This window comes from Alteromonas sp. G4i13, from assembly GCF_054960505.1.
In genome coordinates this window covers 45,881-66,103 of sequence record NZ_JBHNYX010000027.1, presented here as the reverse complement: position 1 = coordinate 66,103, position 20,223 = coordinate 45,881, and the positions used below count along the sequence as shown (strand labels likewise).

Sequence of the window (20,223 nt, the reverse complement as noted above, 5' to 3'; positions counted from 1 at the left end):
CACAGAAAGCTTGCGATAACAATTGCTAAGACCCCTTTTACTACATCGCTTGTATTCACTGCCTTCTCCACTCTATTACTCACCTTCTTAGCTTTAACTGTTGAACAATGCTTTCATGTTGTACTTTCTAATTAACCCATCAGCTTTTACTGTGACGCTGATATAAACCGCTCGCTGCCGCTTGCTTTTATCACTCAGTCATTTTTGCTCTTAGGGTCAACACCTCTCTCATAAAGATGATACTTAGATTATTGCTTTTGTAATTAGCCAGATAGACGCTTCTTTTGACCTTTTAGACGCACATTCCCCACACATTTACAATTAACACTAAATTAACAAGAAAAACGTAGCGCATTAGATACAACAAAAAATGAAATATTTGTTTCGCAAGTTATGGAAATAACCCAACTTTTTTGCCACATTACGCCCTTGCCTGATAACAAAATAGAAACAACCAACCTGGATGGACTTATGTTTAAAATAGAAAAATCGTCGTTTAGACGAAGCACACTTAGCGTTGCGGTAATGGGGCTGCTTAGCTCCGGTGCAATGGCGCAGGACACACAACAAAAGGATGACGATGACTTTGAGCAGATCATAGTAACTGCAACAAAGCGTGCAGAATCCATTGAAGACATTCCTTTTTCAATCAACGCACAAACGCAGCGAGACTTTGAACGCAGCGGTGCAGGAAACTTAGAAGACGTCGCAAGAAACGTGGCGAGCGTCTCAATTCAAAACTTAGGACCAGGCCAAAGCCAAGTATCTATGCGTGGCGTTTCAGCGGGTCAGATTGTACGAGACCAACCAGGCGTCAAGGAGCAGGTCGGCGTATACCTCGATGAAAGCGTGATCTCGCTGTCTTTATTTACTCCAGATCTCGACCTTTTCGACCTTAACCGCATTGAAACCCTGCGCGGTCCGCAAGGTACGCTTTTTGGATCTGGCTCTATCGGCGGAACCCTTCGCTACATCACCAATCAGCCCGAGTTAGATACCTTTGAAGGTAAGTTTGAAGCTAATCTTAATAGTGTGACAGACGGTGGCGTGGGCGGTCACGTTAAGGGCATGGTAAACGTACCTATTTCCGACACCATTGCCATGCGCGCGGTGGTATACCGCACTGATTACGCAGGCTTTATAGATGCGTTAGGTGAAAACGGCGCGTTTAGCGAAGACGTTAACGACGGCGATAGAACTGGCGGACGCGTAGCGTTCATCATCGCCCCAAGCGATAAGCTAACAATTACACCACGACTTATCTTCCAAGAATTGGAAATGAACGGGTTTAACAGGCAGGAAGTGTATAACGTGTTTGCTAACCCTTACACAACGACCCGCCCAGCTATTCAATTGGGTGAACGAGAACAGTACTTGCTGCTTGAAGAAGGCTTCTCTGACGATACCTTGATTGCTGACGTAACTGCTGAATATCAAGCTGACGTTGCTGACTTTACCTTTGTTTATAGCTATACCGACCGCGATATTCTTGTAAGTCGTGATGCCAGCGCGCTTTCTGGCTCAGTAAGTATCGACTTAGGTTTTCCTGATGAAGCCGTACTATTACCGTCGAACTTATTAGACAGAACGGAAGTAGAGCAAGATACCTTTGAGCTTCGCGCCGCATCCAATGGCGATGGCGCGCTAGACTGGCTAGTTGGCGCTTTCTACTCTTCTACAGAGCGTGTTTACGACCAATCACTCCCTACCCCTGGGTACGACGCATTTACCGACGCCACCTTAGGTGAAGGCACGTCAGCAGCGGTTGCCAATGGTTTTGAAGCTGATTCTCCCTACAACGCCTATTTACCGTACGACTTGAAGCAGCTTGCTGTGTTTGGTGAAGTGAACTATCAAGTGAACGATGACTTTAAAATGACCGTGGGCTCTCGTTTTTACGATTATGAAGAAGAGCGTCAGTTTATCTCTGGGGGCTTATTTGCCAACGGCGACAACCAGACCGATTCTACAGAATCAGATGGCTTTACTTCTCGCGTTATCGGCCAGTATAGCGTAAGCGAAAACGTGAACTTAAATGCTCAGGTGTCTCAAGGATTTAGACTTGGCGGTGTAAATGACCCGCTAAATAGAAGCCTGTGTACCGACCAAGATGAAGCCATCTTTGGTTCGTTCCAAGACTATGACGATGAAAAGCTCACCAACTATGAGATCGGTATGAAATCATCAGGTCGTGGATGGACGGCTAATATCTCGGCTTTCTATAACGATATCGAAGATCTTCAAGTTACGTTAGATGCGGGGTCTTGTTCTTCACGGGTCTCGTTTAACGTACCTGAAGCCCACACCCAAGGTATTGAATTTGAACTTACCCGCCAGTTTACCGAGCAACTATTCTTCTCGTTAACCGGTAGCATCATCGAAGCTGAGTTCGACTCAACGGTGGTTGATGGCGACGGTGCGGTACTAGGTGGCGTAGAAGACGGTAACCGCCTAGCTTCAGTACCTGAAGAGAGCTTTTCCATCGCATTTACCTACGATTTAGCGCAGCCTTTATTCTCTTCAAACAGCACCTATTTCCAAGGCTCTTACCAGTACGTGGGAGACCGTATAACCCAGCCTAGTGACCAAGTTGCAGGCGCAGGTATATTCACTTCAGGCCTTGCCTTTGGCGGTGCCACTGGCGCAGAAACAACGGAGTTAGACTTGTTGTTAGACGACTACGGCACGCTTAATATGAGCTTCGGTCTTACCTACGATGACTATGAAATATTACTGTATGCAAACAACCTGTTCGACGAAAACGCGCAGCTATCCTTTGATAGAGAACGTGGTGGACGAGCTCGACTTGGATTTACGGTGAACCAACCGCGCACCATTGGTGCGACGTTCCGCTATTTCTTTCAGTAAAGAGTGATAAATGTCTCTGCCTGAGGAAATATCCCTTCAGGTAGAGGCTTCACTTTCTTTTGGGAAAAGAGTGGAGTTGGCCGTAAGCCGGGTTCTGTCGTGGGCAACCATTCCTCTAGATCAGCAATCGCTCACTGATTCAAGCAACCTACCCGATCCCCATGCGGGCCACACGTTGAGGGATCCTATTTGGTCTTGCTCCGGGTGGAGTTTACCTTGCCACACTCTGTTACCAGAGGTGCGGTGCGCTCTTACCGCACCCTTTCACCCTTACCGGCATGTAAACATGCTTAGGCGGTCTTCTCTCTGCTGCACTTGTCGTCGGCTCACGCCGCCCAGACGTTATCTGGCACCCTGCCCTTTGGAGCCCGGACTTTCCTCCCCTTTCTTACGAAAGCGGCGATTGCCTGGCCAACTCCGCGGCGCATTCTACATGAAGTACCCTACAATAGCACCCTATTCCTGCTCGCTGTAAAAGCAGTGCTCAACGGCGCTTTTATCGAGCAGTTTGGTGATAATGAAAATTTGATCGCCCATTTCTATTTTGGTACTTCCTTTAGGTATAAGGGTTTCTTCACCACGGGCAATCATCGCCACTACCGTATTATCGGGAAGGGCTAATTCGCTAATGGTTTTATGTAGTGCCGGTGATAACTTCGATACCTCTATTTCTATAAGCTCGCGCTTGCTCTTAGCGACTTTTACAATCTCCAGCGTGCTCGATTCCTTTACTTCATCGTCCAACACTAAGCCTAACTTACGCGCCGCATAAGGTAAGGTGGAACCTTGCAATAAGGCGGAAATAAGCACGATAAAGAACACCACATTAAAAATAAGCTCGGCGTATGGCATGCCAAATATTAGCGGAAATATAGCGAGTATAATTGGCACCGAACCGCGTAAACCCACCCATGAGATGAGCAACGATGCTTTGAACGAGAATTTTGAAAGCAACAAAATCGGCATAACCACCAGCGGACGTGCAATAAAAATAAGCACAAACGCAATTAAAAGGCCTTCTTTCCAATTAACAAACAGCTCGGTGGGCGTTACCAACAAACCTAAGATAACAAACATGGCAATTTGCCCAAGCCAGGCCAGCCCATCCAGAAACACAAACGTATTACGCTGATAAGCAAAGCGGCTGTTACCCACGATAACACCCGTAATAAAGGTAGCGAGAAAGCCGCTGCCATTTAAGTTCGCAGCAAGGCCAAAAGACAATACACCAAACAACATCACAAATACCGGGTACAAACCGATGGCCATTAAGGTGACGCGTCTGAAAAGCCATACTGCAATACCGCCAATGGCAAGGCCCACTATCGCTCCCACTCCCATTTGACTGGCAAACAGCGAAAGTAAGTCAACTGGCTTAGTGGTACTGTCTTGAATAAGCGTTATAAGGCCAATTGTGAGGAATATGGCCATTGGATCATTCGACGCACTTTCTAGTTCTAGTGTGGATTTTATTTTTGAAGGAATGCGTATACCAGCGTTGCGCAAAACAGAAAACACTGCTGCGGCATCTGTCGACCCGACAATAGCACCAAGCAATAAGCCCTTATAAAGCGGTAAATCGAGAATAACCATAGCAGCGATACCGGTGATCACTGCCGTACCAATTACGCCAAAAGTGGCGAGTAACGCGGCGGGTTTCCACGCCTGCGCTATGGACTTTTTTGACGTTTGTAGACCGCCATCAAATAGGATGAGAATAAGAGCAAATGTACCAATGGCATGCGCAGCATCAGCATTATCGAAGAAGATTCGGCCGATACCATCTTCTCCAGCCAACATACCTACACCAAGGAATAAAACTAAAACAGGTACGCCAAAGCGCGGGGACAATTTACTGGCCAGTACGCCCAAAATGGCAAGCACTGCACTGAGTAAAATAATGTGATCAACTGCAAACATTATACGTTCCTTATTGCCCTTGATGCTCTCACGCAAATTATTCGGGTATGCGTGAGAGCATCAAGGGTTCCTGTTAATACTGCTACCTTACCGCGTTTTTGCACCAATGTATTGAGGTACGAAAGCACGCTGAGGTATTGGGGTTAAGGAACTTGTGCCGCCTAAGGGATGTGCGACAACGAAGCCTTAATCTCTTCTGCAGTAGGCTTTAACTGCGCTTTACCTTGTTTCTCTCTTCTGCTGCCCAACAAATACAGCAGCGTAGAGGTGATAAACAAGGTCGATGACGTGCCAATCACGACAGCAAAAACCATAGGGACTGCAAAACTTTCTACTGCATCACCGCCAAAAATAGCCATTGGTAACAACGCCAACAGCGTGGTAACGGAAGTGAACACCGTGCGGCTTAGCGTGCTGTTCACGGCCTCATTAATAGTATCTGCCAATGGCTTGTTTGGGTCTAAACGCAATAATTCACGGATGCGATCAAGCACCACCACCTTATCGTTTATAGAGTAACCAATGAGCGCCAACAGTGCTGCGACAGCCGTTAAGTTAAATTCGATGCCCGTAAGCGCGAAAAAGCCTATGGTTTTGGTTAAATCGAGTATCACGGTTAGCAGCGCTGCGCTCGCAAAATGCGCTTCAAAGCGTGCCCACAGATACACCAACATGCCGCCACCTGCGATAAGCAATGCTAGAATGGATAGCTCGGCAAAGCCTCCGCTGACTTTGGGTCCAACCATATCAATTTTATCAAAACTTACCTCACTGTCGGCTTGCGAAATCGCACGCTTTAGTTCGTCAGTCTGCTTTGCGTTGCTATTTTCAAGCTCGCCACTGCTATCTAGAACAGGGGCTCGCAATAAATAGTGATGTTCACTGCCATATTCTTGAATTGCTATCTGATCAAAGCCATTGCTTTCAATCACATTCCTTAGCTCATAGGTAGTAAGGGTTGGTGCGGTCAACTCAATCATGGTGCCACCGGTAAAGTCGACACCATAATGTAAGCCAGGTTTAGCAAACAAGCCGATTGAAAGCACTGTTAGCACTACCGAAACAGCGAGTGCAATTTTACGCTTTGCCAGAAAATTAATACCGCTAAGCTTATCGCTTAACCGCAAAAGCGGTGATGAAAAGCGCAAAGGAACGCGCTGCTGCGCGCGATCTTGCGTATTCTTGTGCTTCGACTTAACCACTCTTAGCATTAACATTTTAGTTAGGGCTACAGCAGTAAATACCGAAGACACCAGACCAAGGGCAATTGTAATTGCAAACCCTTTAATAGGGCCGCTTCCAAACATAAACAACAAACTTACCGCTATTAGTGTGGTGAAGTTTGAATCCACAATAGTCGCGAACGCTTTATCAAAACCCACTTCTATTGCACTGGCTGCCGGACGACCTTTTTTACTTTCTTCACGAATACGTTCATTAATCAAAATGTTGGCATCGACCGCCATGCCCATGGTTAGGATCAAACCTGCAATGCCCGGTAACGTCAGTGTTGCGCCAAACAGGGTTAATGCGCCAAACACCAACGCCATATTGATACAAAGAGCAAAACTTGCGATAGCGCCCCACCTGCCGTAAATCGCTACCATAAATGCCAATACCAGTAACGCACCTGCCACGCCGCTTTCCACGCCGGTTTGAATTGCATCGCTGCCTAAATCAGGCCCCACCGTGCGTTCTTCTATAATGGTAAGTGGCACAGGTAGCGCACCTGTGCGAAGCATTAATGCGGTGTTGCCCGCCTCGGGCAATGTAAAGTTACCGGTTATTTCACCACGACCACCCGGAATCACGCTATTTATGACGGGGGCTGTAACCACTTTGTCGTCAAGGACGATAGCAAGCACACGGCCGATGTTGTCACGTGTCATAGTGGCAAACTGCTTGGCACCTGCGCTGTCTAATCGGAACGTCACTACTGGCTGGCCATTTTCACTACTTAAGACACCTGCCGCATCAGTAATATGTTCACCTTCTAGCGCCACTTTTTGCTCTAAGCGATAGGTATTACCCGCCGCATCTTGCTTATTCATAACCTGCTCAGACTGGCTATTCGCGGCCCAGTGAAAAGTCATTTGTGCGGTAGTGCCCAATAATTTTTTAACTTGAGTGGGGTCAGACATACCCGGCATCTGAACTAAAATGGCGTCTTTACCTTGTAGCGTAACGCTAGGCTCAGTAAGCCCCGTTTCGTTCAAACGCTTTCGAACTACTTCAACACTTCGGCTTAACGTGTTTTTAACCAGTTGTTCGGTGTATAGCTCGTTAAGCGTAAGGGTAACGGTGCTTTGCTTTATCTCTACATCAAGTGCACTTGAACCATTTGGCTGAGCGGAAATTTGATATGCGGTGTCTTTTACCTTTCTCGCATCATCTGCACTACGCAATGTAAAGACGACACTTCCAGAACGACTATCTTTATGAGTGAGTGAATGAGACGTTTTTGTATAGCGCACGTTTTGACTGCGCAATTCGCTAAGTAAGTCGCTCGAAAAGCTGTTGAGTTGCTTTTCAAACAAGGCGTTGGTGTCTGCGGCTAATAGCAGATGCGAACCACCTTGCAAATCTAAGCCTAAAGATAGTGTGGACGTGGTGTACCACGTAGGTAACTGCTGTTTAATTGATTGTGGCAATATGTTGGGCGCAGCGCTCAGTAAACCGAGCATAACGATGAGCACATACACAAAGCCACGAAATGAAAATCGTGCCATTTTAAAATCCTGAATAATTTAATTTTTTGAAGCGCCTTAATTTGCAGCTAAGCGAACGTGCTAGCGCATTAAGGCAAAAAGAGAATTAGCTCAGGGATAAAGGTGGGCCGCGAGAAGGTTGGCGGTAGTATTGGCGAGCACGGGGTACAACATTTGCCATACCCAAACACAGCACAATAGCCAGAACAACAAACCCCAAGGTCAATTCAACAGTTGCCTCTGGTCCATCGCCTTGATCGTCACTGTTTTCTAGCTTAGTGCCGGTAAACCGTAACGAGTAGCTCTTGCCCGCGTAATTAAATTGGGCAAGTGGTGACTGCTGACTTACTTCAACTTCATTATTAATTTGACCACTTTGGAAGCTTGCACTAAGGATGAGACACGAGAGTACCCATGCCATGAAAAGCGGCATGTAGGACGAAAACCCGTGGCGAAAGTTTAGTGCTCTCAAAGTAGTGAATTGTCTATCTGTGAAGGAAAAGTCGCGCTTAAAACACGCGCTGTTTTATAGCGCATATATTGGGGTGAGTATACATTATTCAATATCGTGAGTAACGAGATTACCGTTGAAGCACATAATTTTTGGGTTTTACATTTCTGCCCATCGCTTCTTCTTGTAAGTTTACTCACTTGGATATAAGGTGATTTTTTGTGCTGTTTGTATATCAATTGGCAATGGAGCCATTGCTAGACATAACAGGAAATCGCGAGCCATTTGAAGCCATTTATAATGAATACAGCGAGAATAATGTCGTTAAGTTCCTTACAGTAGACACACGCAATCCCTCTTCCATATTGAATTCGCTTCAATACGCGAGAGATAATGCGCGCACAATCACAGACGTTATTCCAAGAGAAGTTATAAGTAAACACAGGAAATGGAAGCCAGAACACAAAAGTAAGAAAGCAAAACAAAGCCCGCGCTAAGCGGGCTTTGTTATATACATAGCAACCTTGTGTAGTCAGGTATTACACAACCGCGATCACATCTGCTTTTGCAAGGCGTGCTTTCGGTAGACCATGGTTCCAATCTTGCTCTGTATCTGGGTAGCCCATGGCAAGTGCCACTTCGCAAACGTGGCTGTCTAGCTCGTCTTTAAACTGTTCGCCAAGCAATTCGGCGTCAACACCTTCCATCGGGGTAGACGCTATGCCTAAACGCGCCAGTGTGTGAAGAACATTGCCTAGCGCTAGATAAACTTGCGCTTTGGTCCAAGCCGCGTTGTTACCGTTTTCATCGGTGTTCGCTTCTGCAAATGCGTAAGTGCCCATGACGTTTTCACGCATATCTTCGGGTAAATGACCAGACGATACTTCTACATCGACACGCTTAACAAATTTCTCTTTTGTAAATTTAGGGTCATAGGCAAACAGAATCGTATGCGATGCTTCTTTAGCGTGATGCTGATTGAACTGATGCTTGTTGGCAAAGCTATCGTGCAAACGCTGCTTGGCTTCATCACTTTCAACAACCACAAATTTCCATGGCTGAGAGTTGATTGAAGACGCTGATAGTCTCAACGCCTCAAGAATTGTCGCCAGGTCATCGACTGAAATGCGTTTACTCGCATCGTACTGTTTAACCGCGTAACGCTTATTTAAATCTTCAATAATTGGATGAGACACAACTAACTCCTCAATACGTCTGCTATTTGTTGTTCACGCATGAATGCAACGAACCGAAAATTAAAGTACTCAATGAATATGGCGTGTATGGTATAGATTCAGCTTTTCAATGATAAGCCCCATAAAAAACGAATTAGTTTCAAATATTTTTTGACAATAAAAAACCCTCGTCTTAGCGAGGGTTTTTATATCAATCTAAATTAGCAGAAGCTTAGTTAGGCGTAATCGCGTTGTGGTAAACGTCTTGCACGTCATCACAGTCGTTAAGCATGTCCATGAATTTTTCAAACATCGGCATGTCTTCTTCGCTTATCTCAGTTTCGGTCTGAGGCATCCAGCTCATTTCTTCTGCAATAAAGCTAATGTCTGGGTAGGCTTCAGTTAGCGCTGTTTTTACTTGATAGAATTCAGTGTGTGGCGCGTAAACTGTAACTTTACCGTCTTCAACTTCAACATCAGTTACGTCTACGTCGGCTTCCATTAGCACTTCTAGGATAGCGTCTTCGTCGTCACCTTCAAACTGGAATACCGCCTGGTGATCGAACATATGCGATACCGCACCCTGTGCACCAAGTTTCGCGTTGGTTTTAGTAAAGCAGTTACGTACTTCAGTGATGGTGCGGTTTGCATTGTCAGACAAGCAGTCAACAATGACCATGCAGTTACCTGGGCCAAAACCTTCATAACGCATAGGCTGGAAGTCTTCGCCAGCGCCACCAGCGGCTTTATCAATCGCTTTTTCAATAACGTGGCTTGGTACTTGGTCTTTCTTCGCCTTTTCCATTAGGCGGCGAAGTGAAAGGTTGGTGTCTGGATCGGCACCACCATTTTTCGCACATACGTAAATTTCTTTACCGTATTTAGAATAAACTTTAGTTTTTTGGCCGGCAGTTTTTGCCATGGCGTTTTTACGAACTTCGAATGCTCTTCCCATCTTAAAATTCTCTTTCTCGCAATTTGAAATGCTGCGTTGGGTTTTATCGGGCTACCTGTTGCCTGACCGTGCATCAGGCGCATCGCTCTGCCTTACTTGGTAGCATTGCCGAACTCGACGTTTCAATAAATGTTCGAACGCGACGGTGCTAGAAATTGCCAAGCGAAACACTGCCCAAAATAACGGTAGGCTAAGCGACACAAAAAATTTGGGCGAAATTCTACCTTAATTTTCGTGTAATACCAATGTGAACGCCCCTAGAAAGGGTGTAGGTTAGTAGCTTTCACATTTTTAATGAGGTCAAAATGTACTCTGACCCCATATTTATGCTTACGGTAAGTGCTCGGTTGCTAGGTAGTCGTGTGACTGCATTTCCTTTAAGCGGCTAAGACAGCGTCTGAACTCAAAATTAAGTAGCCCCTCGGTGTACAAGCTTTCCAGCGCGACTTCTGCAGATATGATCAGCTTTACATTTCGCTCGTAAAATTCGTCCACCATCGCAATAAAACGACGCGCCACATCGTCATTATGCTGGCCCATTTCCCTAACATTGGCTAAAAGCACTGAGTGATAACAACGGCTTAACTCAATGTAGTCGCTCTGGCTTCTGGGCCCGCCACACAAGGCTTTAAAATCAATCATCAATACCCCGTCAGCGTTTCTAAGCGTCGGTATTTTTCGGTTGTTCACCTCAATATCTTCGCCTTTAGAGCCTTCTTCCGGAGCTAATTGAGAAAAGTAGCTATGCAAGTTTTCGGTGGCTTCGCCATCAAGTGGGTAGTGATAAATTTCGGCTTGCTCTAACGTTCTAAGACGATAATCAATACCGCTATCAACGTTTACCACGCGGGTATTCTGATTGAGTAGATCGATAGCAGGTAAGAACCGCGCACGCTGCAATCCGTTTTTATACAAATCGTCAGGGACTATGTTCGACGTCGCCACCAGCACAATACCGTGACCAAACAGCTCTTCCATTAACGTGCCTAAGATCATGGCATCGGTTATATCAGACACGAAAAACTCGTCAAAGCATATTACCCGCGCTTCTTTTGCTAACTTAGCCGCTACCAGCTTTAGCGGGTCTTGTGCGTTTTTAAGCTGCTTTAGTTCATCGTGTACACGGTACATAAAGCGGTGAAAATGCACGCGCATTTTCTTTTCGAAAGGCAAACAGTCGTAGAATGTATCTACTAAATAGGTTTTGCCTCGCCCTACACCACCGTAAAAGTAAATGCCCTGGATACCAGGCTTCGCATGGCCTTTCCCAAACGCTGCTTTTAACTTTACCCGCCACGTCGTTTTCTTTTCAGGTTGGGTAAGTTCATCAAACAAACGTTGAAGTTCTTTTACTGCATTTTCTTGCGCCGCGTCGTAATGAAAGTCAGACGACTGAAGATCTAGCTGATATTTTTCCCATGGCGTCATCGCCGAAACCACTCCGTACAAAAGTCAATAGCGGCGCTTGCTGCACCGACCTGCTTGAATTTCTCAATTATGACCTTAATTTTAATGGAAATCACGGTAGAATCTCACATTGAAATTCGACATACACCGAATAAATGTCACGATGTATGCGCTTTTCGGGTTCGACCTTGCTATATTCAGCGTATGGTCGAAAGCAGCTTTTAGATCGTAGAAGTAAAGGTCGGCTGCAAGATGTAGATTGATTCGGAGAATATAATGGAATTGTTAGTATCTCTTGCTTTGTTAGTAGTTGGGTTAATTATTGGCTTTTTCGCAGGTCGCTTTTTTCAACAAAAGCAGGGCGCAGGCAATACTGCACAGACTGAGAAGCAAGTTAAAGAGATCCTCGCACAGCAGGCGCAACACCACATTCATCAAACTCGTCAAAGCTTAGAGAGCATTGAAAGCCAGTGCGAAACCTTAAAGCAACAAATTGAAGAGTATGAATTGCTGCTTGAGCAAGGCAGCGATGATGACAGCAAAGTTCCTTTTTATGGGGAACAAGCAACTACGTATTTACGTAACAACCTAAAAGGGTCTGACAAATCGAGAGTTCAGCGTGTATCTGACACACAGCCAAGAGACTTCGCTAACTCGGGTTCTGGGCTGTTCGTCGGCGGATCTGATAAGAATACCGCAGAAAAACAGTAACATCGGGAACTTTATCACGACCTCGGACTCTTTTAGTGAAACCATGCTATGTCGCATATAACATGAAGGAGTGTAAGCGAACATGAAAATGTCTTTCCGCCATTGTCTATTGGCGTCTGCCGTTGTTGTAAGTTCATTGGGCTTTACTGCTAGCACACAGGCGGCGTTACCGTTCTTTTCTGATAAGAAAGATGAAGTTCCCTCTTTAGCCCCTATGCTAGAAGAAGCTACCCCAGCGGTAGTAAGCATTGCGGTAGAAGGAACACAAACCTCTACGCAGCGTGTACCCGAGATGTTTCGCTACTTCTTTGGTGCCCCGCAAGAGCAGGTTCAAGAACGCCCTTTCCGAGGTCTTGGTTCTGGTGTCATCATTGATGCCGATAAAGGTTATGTTGTTACCAACAACCACGTTGTTGATAATGCAGATGAAATCACTGTTAAGTTAACTGATGGTCGCGAGTTTAAAGCGAAAAAGCTAGGCTCTGACGAGCAAAGCGATATCGCGCTACTTAAAATAGAACCTGATGATTTAAAAGCGTTACCGCTTGCCGATTCTGACGCGCTGCGCGTAGGCGATTTTGTAGTAGCTATTGGTAATCCGTTTGGTCTTTCTCAAACGGTTACTTCTGGTATTGTAAGCGCTCTGGGCCGCTCTGGCTTGAACATTGGCGGTTATGAAGACTTTATTCAAACCGACGCAGCAATTAACCGCGGTAATTCAGGCGGTGCGTTAGTTAACCTTCACGGTGAACTGGTTGGTATCAACACCGCTATTTTTGGTCCTAACGGCGGCAACGTCGGTATTGGTTTTGCCATTCCTGCCAATATGATGAAAAGCCTAATTGATCAAATTGCAGAATTTGGTGAAGTTCGCCGCGGCCTTCTAGGCATTTTAGGTAGCGATATTGACGCGGGCCTTGCTGAAGCCATGAATGCGGAAGTGAACATTGGTGCGTTCGTGAGCGAAGTGCAGCCAGACTCTGCTGCTGAAAAAGGTGGTCTGCAAGCCGGTGATATTATTACTGCCATTAATGGTCGTAAACTTCATAGCTTCCAAGAACTGCGCGCAAAAATTGCGAGTATGGGCGCGGGCGCTGAAGTTGAGCTCACTGTGATGCGCAAAGGTAAGAAAATGAATGTAGACGTTGTATTAGATGACGCTACAGACACGACAGTGACGGCTGCTCAAATTCACCCAGCCCTAGAAGGTGCAACCCTGTCTAACGGCACTGACGATGCTGGTAATGCTGGTGTAGTGGTTTCTGATATTAAGCGTGGTGCTCCTGCGGCGCGAATTGGCCTTCAGTCTGATGACGTTATAATCGGCGTTAATCGCGTACGTACGTCCACGGTTGCAGAGTTTAGAAATGCACTAGACGAAGCAAAAGGCGTTATCGCACTCAATGTAAAACGTGGAAACTCTACGCTTTACTTGGTAATCAGACAGTAGCAATTCAGCTGTTCAATTACGTTCCCCGCTTAGACGCATTAATGTCCAAGCTGAGGATTAGCATAAAAGCGGCGCTTTATTAGCGCCGTTTTTGTTTTCAAATGATAACCGTTGAAAACAGTATGCTCCTAGCTTCGTAACGGGGCTTCTTTACGGTCTCCTCTGATAAGTTGCATTCTCAAGCTACACCTATGTCCACGTAAATAAGGCTGTATGAACAGCATGCAAGGTTTCGAAGTACGTGCTAGTGTAAATCGAGTTGCACAAAATTTGCGTTTCATTACGGTAGTTTATTAAATAAAGTGATATCCTTTGCCATAAGATAATAATTTAAGAATGTTGCGCTTTAAGATTGTGAAGTAGTGCTGAGTTAATGGCACGTATTAATTAAGTGCGACAGATAACAAAAAGTGTGATTTGTGACTGGCCGCTCAATTTTTAACTTCTTACTAAAATCTGTATTTCTTGGCGTAGCTGTTGCTGCATTACTGTTAGTTTTCCTACCCGATCTACGTCAAGGCAAAGACTTTGCTCAAGGATTCTTTAACTCTCCATCAGTAAGCGCTAGTCGCGAAAGCTATTTTACAGCCCTAAGCCGCTCTGCGCCTGCAGTAGTCAATATCTACAGCGTCAGTATTGAGAACGGTTCAGGGCTATTCAGAAATCAATCTCGTGGGCGCACCAATTTGGGTTCTGGCGTTATCATGACAGAAAATGGCTACTTACTTACTTGTCACCACGTAGTTGCAGATGCAGATAGCATTTACGTAGCGGTTCAAGATGGACGTATTTTGGAAGCGCAAATTGTGGGCACCGACCCACTGACCGACCTTGCCGTGTTAAAAGTCACCGCTGATAACCTGCACATTATTCCTCAGGTTTCAGAACCTGACACCCATGTGGGTGATGTGGTGATGGCGATTGGTAATCCTTTCGATCTGGGGCAAACCATTACTCAAGGCATAGTTAGCAGAGCCGGGCGAAACGGTCTATCTAATTATGTTGATTTCATTCAAACCGATGCAGTTTTGAACCAAGGTAACTCTGGTGGCGCGCTGGTAGATAGCAATGGTATTTTGCTGGGTATCACGAACGCCAACTTCCAGGTGCTAGATTCAAACAATCGCGCTCGCAATGTAGACGGCATTAACTTTGCCGTGCCTTACGAATTAGCTAAGCGAGTCATGGATGAAATTATTAGCAATGGACGTGTTGTTCGCGGGCAGCTTGGCTTTGTTGGCGGTGAAAACCGCAACCGACCAGGCATAGACGTTTCAGCAGTAGCTAAAGGCAGCCCTGCCGACATCGCGGGTATCCGCCCTGGCGACATCATAGTAGCCATAGACGGCGTACGTTTAGAAAGCGCATCAAAAACGCTGGATATGATTGCCGAAACCGAGCCCGGTACCGAACTTGAAATTGAGCTCAGCCGCGACGGACGTTCAATTACTCTAACGGCAACGATTGCTGAGCTTCGCGCTGGTCAATAAGTGTTGTCGGAGCTGGCAAATTAGTTCGGCTTCCCAAGTTTAGAACGTGAAGATTTAATACCAGTTTGCATAGATAATAGACACAAAAAAAGCGCCAGATAGATAGTCTATCTGGCGCTTTTTCGTAAAAGTTCGAAATCTTGAGTTATTCTTTCACTCTTTCAATGATGGCACCCAAGCCACCCAACTTTTCTTCAATGGCTTCATAACCACGGTCTAAGTGATAAATGCGATTCACGTGAGTCTCACCTTCTGCGATGAGCCCAGCGATCACCAAGCTTGCCGACGCGCGCAGGTCAGTAGCCATTACCGGAGCTCCTTTAAGACTTGAGCTGCCTTTAGACACTGCCGAGTTCGCTTCCAATGCGATTTCTGCGCCCATACGTTGTAACTCTGGCACGTGCATGAAGCGGTTTTCAAAAATGGTTTCTGTAATTACGCCCGTGCCTTCAGCAACACAGTTTAAGGTAACAAACTGCGCCTGCATATCCGTAGGGAATGCTGGGTGTGGTGCGGTTTTAACTCGCACAGCCTGCGGTTTGCGCCCTTCCATGTCTAGCGCTATCCAGTCATCACCAGTGGTGATTTTAGCTCCGGCTTGCTCTAGCTTATCTAGCACTGCATCTAATGTATTTGGCGCCGCATGAGTACAGCGTATTTTCCCACCTGTTACAGCAGCCGCTACCAAGAAAGTACCGGTTTCTATACGGTCAGGCAGTACTGCATAATCACAACCGTTTAAAGTTTCCACGCCATCAATGGTTATTTTATCGCTTCCTGCACCGCTAATTTTCGCGCCCATCTGAATAAGACAGTTTGCTAAATCAACGATTTCGGGCTCGCGTGCCGCGTTTTCAAGAATGGTTGTTCCGTCAGCCAGCGCCGCTGCCATCAGTAGGTTTTCAGTGGCACCCACGCTTACCATATCCATGAAAATACGCGCACCTTTCAGACGACCATCGACTTCGGCTCTAATATAGCCTTCGTCTACTTCAATCTTCGCGCCCATCTTTTCAAGGCCAGTTAAATGAAGATTTACCGGGCGCGCACCTATAGCACAGCCACCGGGCAAAGAGACATTCGCTTTACCTTGCTTAGCTAACAATGGGCCAAGTACCAAGATAGACGCGCGCATAGTACGTACTAACTCATAGGACGCTGTAACGCTTTGTAGCGTACTCGCATCGATAACGATATCGTTAGGTGCGGGTAGTGCGACTTCAACCCCTAATTCACGCAAAAGTGCCGTCGTTGTATTGATGTCACGAAGACGAGGAACGTTGGTGTAACGACAAGGAGAGTCGGTCAGCAAGCTTGTCATCAACAATGGCAAGGCCGCGTTTTTAGCGCCAGAGATGCGCACGGTACCGTTGAGCGCAGGGCCCTTTTTAATTACGAGTTTATCCACGTGCTACGCCTATTATTGAGGAATATTAAACTGGCGCTCACGCTCCCAGTCTTTTACTGAAAACGTCTTGATGGTAATTGCATGCATGCTGCCGTCTGCAATTTTATCAGCCAGAGGCGCATATACCGCTTGCTGGCGCTTCACACGGCTCATTTCGTTAAAAGCATCGCTGACCGCAATAATATTAAAATGCGAACCTTCGCCCTTTACATGGACTTCGTGAAGGTCTAACGCATCTTTCAAGATTTTTTCAATTTCAGACAATTCCATAACTTACTTCTTAATTCGCTAACGGGTGTTTATTCTACGGGTAAAAAGCTATCTGCGTTGCTTATTTTAGCAAGCTTACGTAGCTTCTCAGGCATTTTAGATAGGCTCATGCTAACACCATTTTGCTTTGCATCCCTAACGGCATTAATAAGCCAAGCCAATCCTGCACTGTCTGCGCGCTCAACATCACTCAAATCAACAAGACATCTTTTATTGTTAATCAAGGTACTACGCTCATTTCCGTTCAAACTATCCCAGAAATTCTTCGACAGCGTTTCACGGTCAAGATGACCGCGAACCACTACATTGCCTTTGTCGTTTACCTCGAATAGGCTCACTCAGCCTCTCCTTCGATTTCGATTGGCTCGCCTTGCTTAAGCTCAACTGGCTTACCAATTTTGTCGCGCATTAGTGCGATAACTGCATCGATACCGTCTTGACGAAGGATTGATTCAAATTCGCTACGCTTGCTGTTTAGCATGCTGATGCCTTCAGCAACCATATCGTAGGCTTTCCAGTCGTTCGTTTTACTGTCTTTACGAACTTTAAAAGCAATTTTGATTTCAGGGCGGTTTGGATCTTGAACCACTGCGCGCACTGTTACTGATTTTTTATCATCAAAAGATGATTCAGGCTCAAAGATGACTTCTTGGTTGTCGTAGTAGCCCATTGCCACAGCGTAGGTTGTTACCAAATATTGACGAAATACGCTGATGTACTCGCCCATCTTCTCTTGAGGTACTGACTTAAAGTGTTTACCTAGTACCATAAAAGCAGCGAATTTGTAGTCGATATGAGGTACTAATTCTTCTTCCATAATAGTGCGTAGCATTTCAGGATCAGCTTTGATCGCTGCTTGGTTCGCTTTGATGCGCTCAAACGTGCGGTTTGCTACGTCTTGAACCAATTCATACGGATTTTGTTCATTAACTTCTTGTGCATTCGCTATGCCCGCTACAGACATCATGAAGATGCCAAGTGCTACCATAAACTTTTTCAAAATTACTCTCCTAACTTAAAGCTCTATTTAGCAGACCTGATGGCAATCCAATAAGTTTCATCACGCCGCTGGAATAATTTAACGACCTGGTAATATACGTCTGGCCGTAATACTGCGATTAGTCTTCGTCGCTTCCGCGATTAAATAAGAACTGACCAATGAGGTCTTCAAGAACCAAAGCTGACTTAGTATCCTGAAGGTAATCGCCATTCTGTAAATTAGCGACACCGTCGAAAGAGAAGCCAGGTTGGAAGCCAACATACTGTTCGCCTAGCAAACCCGAGGTCAAAATAGACACAGAGCTGGTTTCTGGAAAGCCGTTGTATTCATTTAAAATTGACAGCTCAACTACTGGCGTAAAATCTTCTTGGTCTAGCGTAATCGATGACACACGGCCAACCGTCACCCCACCAACCTTTACTGCCGATCTCGGCTTTAAGCCGCCAATATTGTCGAATTTTGCGTATAACGTGTAGGTATCGCCTTCGGTGGCTACCGTTTGGTTTGCTACTTTCAGTGCCAATAACAACAACGCACCGATAGTAAGCATGACAAACACACCAACCATTACTTCCGTTTTATACTTACTCATTCCAATCCCCTACTCGATACCAAACATAAGGGCAGTTAGCACGAAGTCCAGCCCTAATACTGCTAATGATGAATAGACCACCGTTTCGGTAGTCGCTTTGCTGATCCCTTCCGATGTTGGAATAGAATCGTAACCTTTAAATATGGCAATCCACGTTACAACCAAGGCAAACACGAGGCTTTTTATTACGCCGTTTATGACATCCTGGTTCCAATCTACTGTCGATTGCATAATTGACCAGTAGCTGCCTGCATCAACGCCTAACCAATCAACACCCACTAAGTGGCCGCCTAAAATACCAATGGCACTGAAGATAATGGCAAGCATAGGCATCGCTAACATTCCCGCCCAAAAACGCGGTGCGACGATACGTCGTAGCGGGTCTACCGCCATCATCTCTAAACTACTCAGCTGTTCCGTGGCTTTCATTAAGCCTATTTCAGCTGTTAAGGCTGAGCCAGCTCGCCCAGCAAAAAGCAATGCGGTAACAACGGGACCAAGCTCTCTTAACAATGAAAGTGCGACCATGGGGCCTAAGCTACCTTCTGCGCCATAATCAACCAAAATGGTGTAGCCTTGTAGCGCCATTACCATGCCGATGAATAACCCCGACACCATAATAATTAGCAGCGACTGAACGCCCACTACATACAATTGCTTAATCACCAGCGGTACATTTTTAAGCCTAGGAACAGCGATTAACGCTCCGAATAACATAAGAGCTGCTCGACCAACCGCAGTGACCTTCCCTATCGTTTTAGCGCCTATTGATTGGAAGAACTTCATTTATCTGCCCCCAAGAAGCTTGCTTTCAAATCAGGTGCAGGATAATGAAATGGTACCGGACCATCTGCTTTTCCTTTCAAGAACTGCTGGACTAACTCAGAGTCACTTTCTTTGATTTGCTGCGCCGTTCCTTCACCGATAACCCGCTTGTCAGCTAAGATATAAATATAATCAGCAATGGTCAGTACTTCAGTGACATCGTGAGTCACCACTATGCTGGTAAGGCCTAGTGCGTCGTTTAATTCACGAATAAGCTTAACCAGCACACCCATTGATATAGGATCTTGTCCGGCAAAGGGTTCGTCGTACATGATCAAATCTGGATCTAGTGCAATTGCCCTTGCCAAAGCAGCCCTGCGCGCCATACCACCAGACAATTCACTAGGCATTAATTGAGCTGCACCGCGCAATCCTACTGCCTGTAGCTTTAAAGCGACAATTGTCGCAATAACGTCTTCAGAAAGTTTTGTATGTTCGCGAAGGGGAAACGCCACGTTATCGAACACACTCATATCGGTAAAAAGCGCACCACTTTGAAAAAGCATGCTCATTCTACGCCGTGTCTCATATAGCGTTTTTCTCGACATAGAAACAATCGAATCGCCGTCGAATCTAACGTCACCTTCATCTGGCGTTAACTGCCCGCCAATAAGGCGTAGCAGCGTGGTTTTACCTATACCACTTGGCCCCATTACCGCAGTAATTTTGCCTTTGGGTACCTTTAGCGATATCCCATCATAAATGATGCGATCGGCGCGCTTAAAGGTAAGGTTATCTACTTCAACTAAATGATCCATAGTTACTTAAATGTCGACCCCTGACGTTGGATTGAGACCTTATAAAATAACGCGTTCAATCCACTTAGAAAATTTTAAGGTTATAAGAGTAAGTGAGTATTCAATTTCTGTGCCTTCACTTGATCCACTCTTAAGGTTTACTGCACAGTTTACTTTATGGTCACATAAAATCAAAAAAGTTTACTCTCCAGTGTACTTTTTTGAATTTCTAGCGCCAGACACTGCATAGAGCACC

Annotated in this window: 18 protein-coding genes and 1 other RNA gene; 5 read left to right on the top strand and 14 right to left on the bottom strand. The window is 45.7% G+C overall.

From position 1 onward, the window contains the following. The first annotated feature begins 471 nt into the window (after window positions 1-471). The gene (locus ACFI6J_RS14030) at window positions 472-2,868 is read left to right on the top strand and encodes a TonB-dependent receptor (protein ID WP_462586229.1); all 2,397 of its coding nucleotides are present in this window, start codon (window positions 472-474) and stop codon (window positions 2,866-2,868) included. Window positions 2,869-2,936: 68 nt separating this feature from the next. On the opposite strand, the gene rnpB is transcribed toward ACFI6J_RS14030, so the two are convergent. The 4 genes from rnpB to ACFI6J_RS14010 all read right to left on the bottom strand — a co-directional run bounded on the left by rnpB (window position 2,937) and on the right by ACFI6J_RS14010 (window position 7,917). Next, window positions 2,937-3,287, bottom strand: an RNA gene (gene rnpB / locus ACFI6J_RS14025) — RNase P RNA component class A. 37 nt (window positions 3,288-3,324) lie between these two features. Continuing rightward, window positions 3,325-4,788 carry a potassium/proton antiporter gene (locus ACFI6J_RS14020; RefSeq protein WP_156085973.1) on the bottom strand — a complete coding sequence of 488 codons (1,464 nt, stop codon included), beginning with the start codon at window positions 4,786-4,788 and terminating at the stop codon, window positions 3,325-3,327. A 161-nt stretch (window positions 4,789-4,949) separates the two neighbouring features. Continuing rightward, a complete protein-coding gene (gene secD, locus ACFI6J_RS14015; RefSeq protein WP_462586228.1) occupies window positions 4,950-7,517 on the bottom strand; it encodes a protein translocase subunit SecD in 2,568 nt (855 codons plus the stop codon). A gap of 85 nt (window positions 7,518-7,602) precedes the next feature. Then, window positions 7,603-7,917, bottom strand: coding sequence for a hypothetical protein (locus ACFI6J_RS14010; RefSeq protein ID WP_231506408.1), 315 nt, complete (start codon window positions 7,915-7,917; stop codon window positions 7,603-7,605). Between the two features lie 251 nt (window positions 7,918-8,168). Between ACFI6J_RS14010 and ACFI6J_RS14005 the strand changes: the two genes are divergently transcribed. After that, window positions 8,169-8,444, top strand: a complete 276-nt coding sequence (locus tag ACFI6J_RS14005; RefSeq protein ID WP_049586174.1) for an alpha-E domain-containing protein — start codon at window positions 8,169-8,171, stop codon at window positions 8,442-8,444. Window positions 8,445-8,486: 42 nt separating this feature from the next. Here ACFI6J_RS14005 and ACFI6J_RS14000 read toward each other — a convergent pair whose 3' ends face one another. The 3 genes from ACFI6J_RS14000 to zapE form a co-directional block, all read right to left on the bottom strand. Continuing rightward, window positions 8,487-9,143: an NAD(P)H-dependent oxidoreductase gene (locus ACFI6J_RS14000; RefSeq protein ID WP_278347057.1), complete on the bottom strand. Its 657-nt coding sequence runs from the start codon at window positions 9,141-9,143 to the stop codon at window positions 8,487-8,489. Window positions 9,144-9,354: 211 nt separating this feature from the next. Further along, a complete protein-coding gene (locus ACFI6J_RS13995) occupies window positions 9,355-10,077 on the bottom strand; it encodes a YebC/PmpR family DNA-binding transcriptional regulator (RefSeq protein WP_014948360.1) in 723 nt (240 codons plus the stop codon). A 330-nt stretch (window positions 10,078-10,407) separates the two neighbouring features. Next, a complete protein-coding gene (gene zapE, locus ACFI6J_RS13990) occupies window positions 10,408-11,505 on the bottom strand; it encodes a cell division protein ZapE (RefSeq protein ID WP_014948359.1) in 1,098 nt (365 codons plus the stop codon). A gap of 255 nt (window positions 11,506-11,760) precedes the next feature. Here zapE and ACFI6J_RS13985 point away from each other — a divergent pair, with 255 nt between their 5' ends. The 3 genes from ACFI6J_RS13985 to ACFI6J_RS13975 all read left to right on the top strand — a co-directional run bounded on the left by ACFI6J_RS13985 (window position 11,761) and on the right by ACFI6J_RS13975 (window position 15,135). Then, window positions 11,761-12,195 carry a ZapG family protein gene (locus ACFI6J_RS13985; protein ID WP_014948358.1) on the top strand — a complete coding sequence of 145 codons (435 nt, stop codon included), beginning with the start codon at window positions 11,761-11,763 and terminating at the stop codon, window positions 12,193-12,195. An 88-nt stretch (window positions 12,196-12,283) separates the two neighbouring features. Then, window positions 12,284-13,645: a DegQ family serine endoprotease gene (locus tag ACFI6J_RS13980; RefSeq protein ID WP_202942341.1), complete on the top strand. Its 1,362-nt coding sequence runs from the start codon at window positions 12,284-12,286 to the stop codon at window positions 13,643-13,645. A gap of 419 nt (window positions 13,646-14,064) precedes the next feature. Next, the gene (locus tag ACFI6J_RS13975) at window positions 14,065-15,135 is read left to right on the top strand and encodes a trypsin-like peptidase domain-containing protein (RefSeq protein ID WP_462586227.1); all 1,071 of its coding nucleotides are present in this window, start codon (window positions 14,065-14,067) and stop codon (window positions 15,133-15,135) included. A gap of 145 nt (window positions 15,136-15,280) precedes the next feature. Here the strand turns inward: ACFI6J_RS13975 and murA are convergent, their stop codons facing one another. From murA to mlaF, 7 genes are all read right to left on the bottom strand, one after another. Further along, on the bottom strand, window positions 15,281-16,543 hold the full coding sequence (gene murA / locus ACFI6J_RS13970; protein ID WP_462586226.1) for a UDP-N-acetylglucosamine 1-carboxyvinyltransferase: 1,263 nt from the start codon (window positions 16,541-16,543) through the stop codon (window positions 15,281-15,283). 12 nt (window positions 16,544-16,555) lie between these two features. After that, window positions 16,556-16,813, bottom strand: coding sequence for a BolA family protein (locus ACFI6J_RS13965; RefSeq protein ID WP_012517351.1), 258 nt, complete (start codon window positions 16,811-16,813; stop codon window positions 16,556-16,558). 29 nt (window positions 16,814-16,842) lie between these two features. Further along, the gene (locus ACFI6J_RS13960; RefSeq protein ID WP_462586225.1) at window positions 16,843-17,151 is read right to left on the bottom strand and encodes an STAS domain-containing protein; all 309 of its coding nucleotides are present in this window, start codon (window positions 17,149-17,151) and stop codon (window positions 16,843-16,845) included. Continuing rightward, entirely contained in the window at window positions 17,148-17,813 is a 666-nt protein-coding gene (locus ACFI6J_RS13955) for an MlaC/ttg2D family ABC transporter substrate-binding protein (protein ID WP_462586224.1), read from the bottom strand. Before ACFI6J_RS13955 ends, ACFI6J_RS13960 begins: the two co-directional genes overlap by 4 nt. 118 nt (window positions 17,814-17,931) lie before the next feature. Further along, window positions 17,932-18,405, bottom strand: coding sequence for an outer membrane lipid asymmetry maintenance protein MlaD (gene mlaD / locus ACFI6J_RS13950; protein WP_014948351.1), 474 nt, complete (start codon window positions 18,403-18,405; stop codon window positions 17,932-17,934). A gap of 9 nt (window positions 18,406-18,414) precedes the next feature. Next, the gene (gene mlaE, locus ACFI6J_RS13945) at window positions 18,415-19,191 is read right to left on the bottom strand and encodes a lipid asymmetry maintenance ABC transporter permease subunit MlaE (protein ID WP_014948350.1); all 777 of its coding nucleotides are present in this window, start codon (window positions 19,189-19,191) and stop codon (window positions 18,415-18,417) included. Next, on the bottom strand, window positions 19,188-19,988 hold the full coding sequence (gene mlaF / locus ACFI6J_RS13940; protein ID WP_462586223.1) for a phospholipid ABC transporter ATP-binding protein MlaF: 801 nt from the start codon (window positions 19,986-19,988) through the stop codon (window positions 19,188-19,190). Before mlaF ends, mlaE begins: the two co-directional genes overlap by 4 nt. Window positions 19,989-20,223 lie beyond the last annotated feature (235 nt).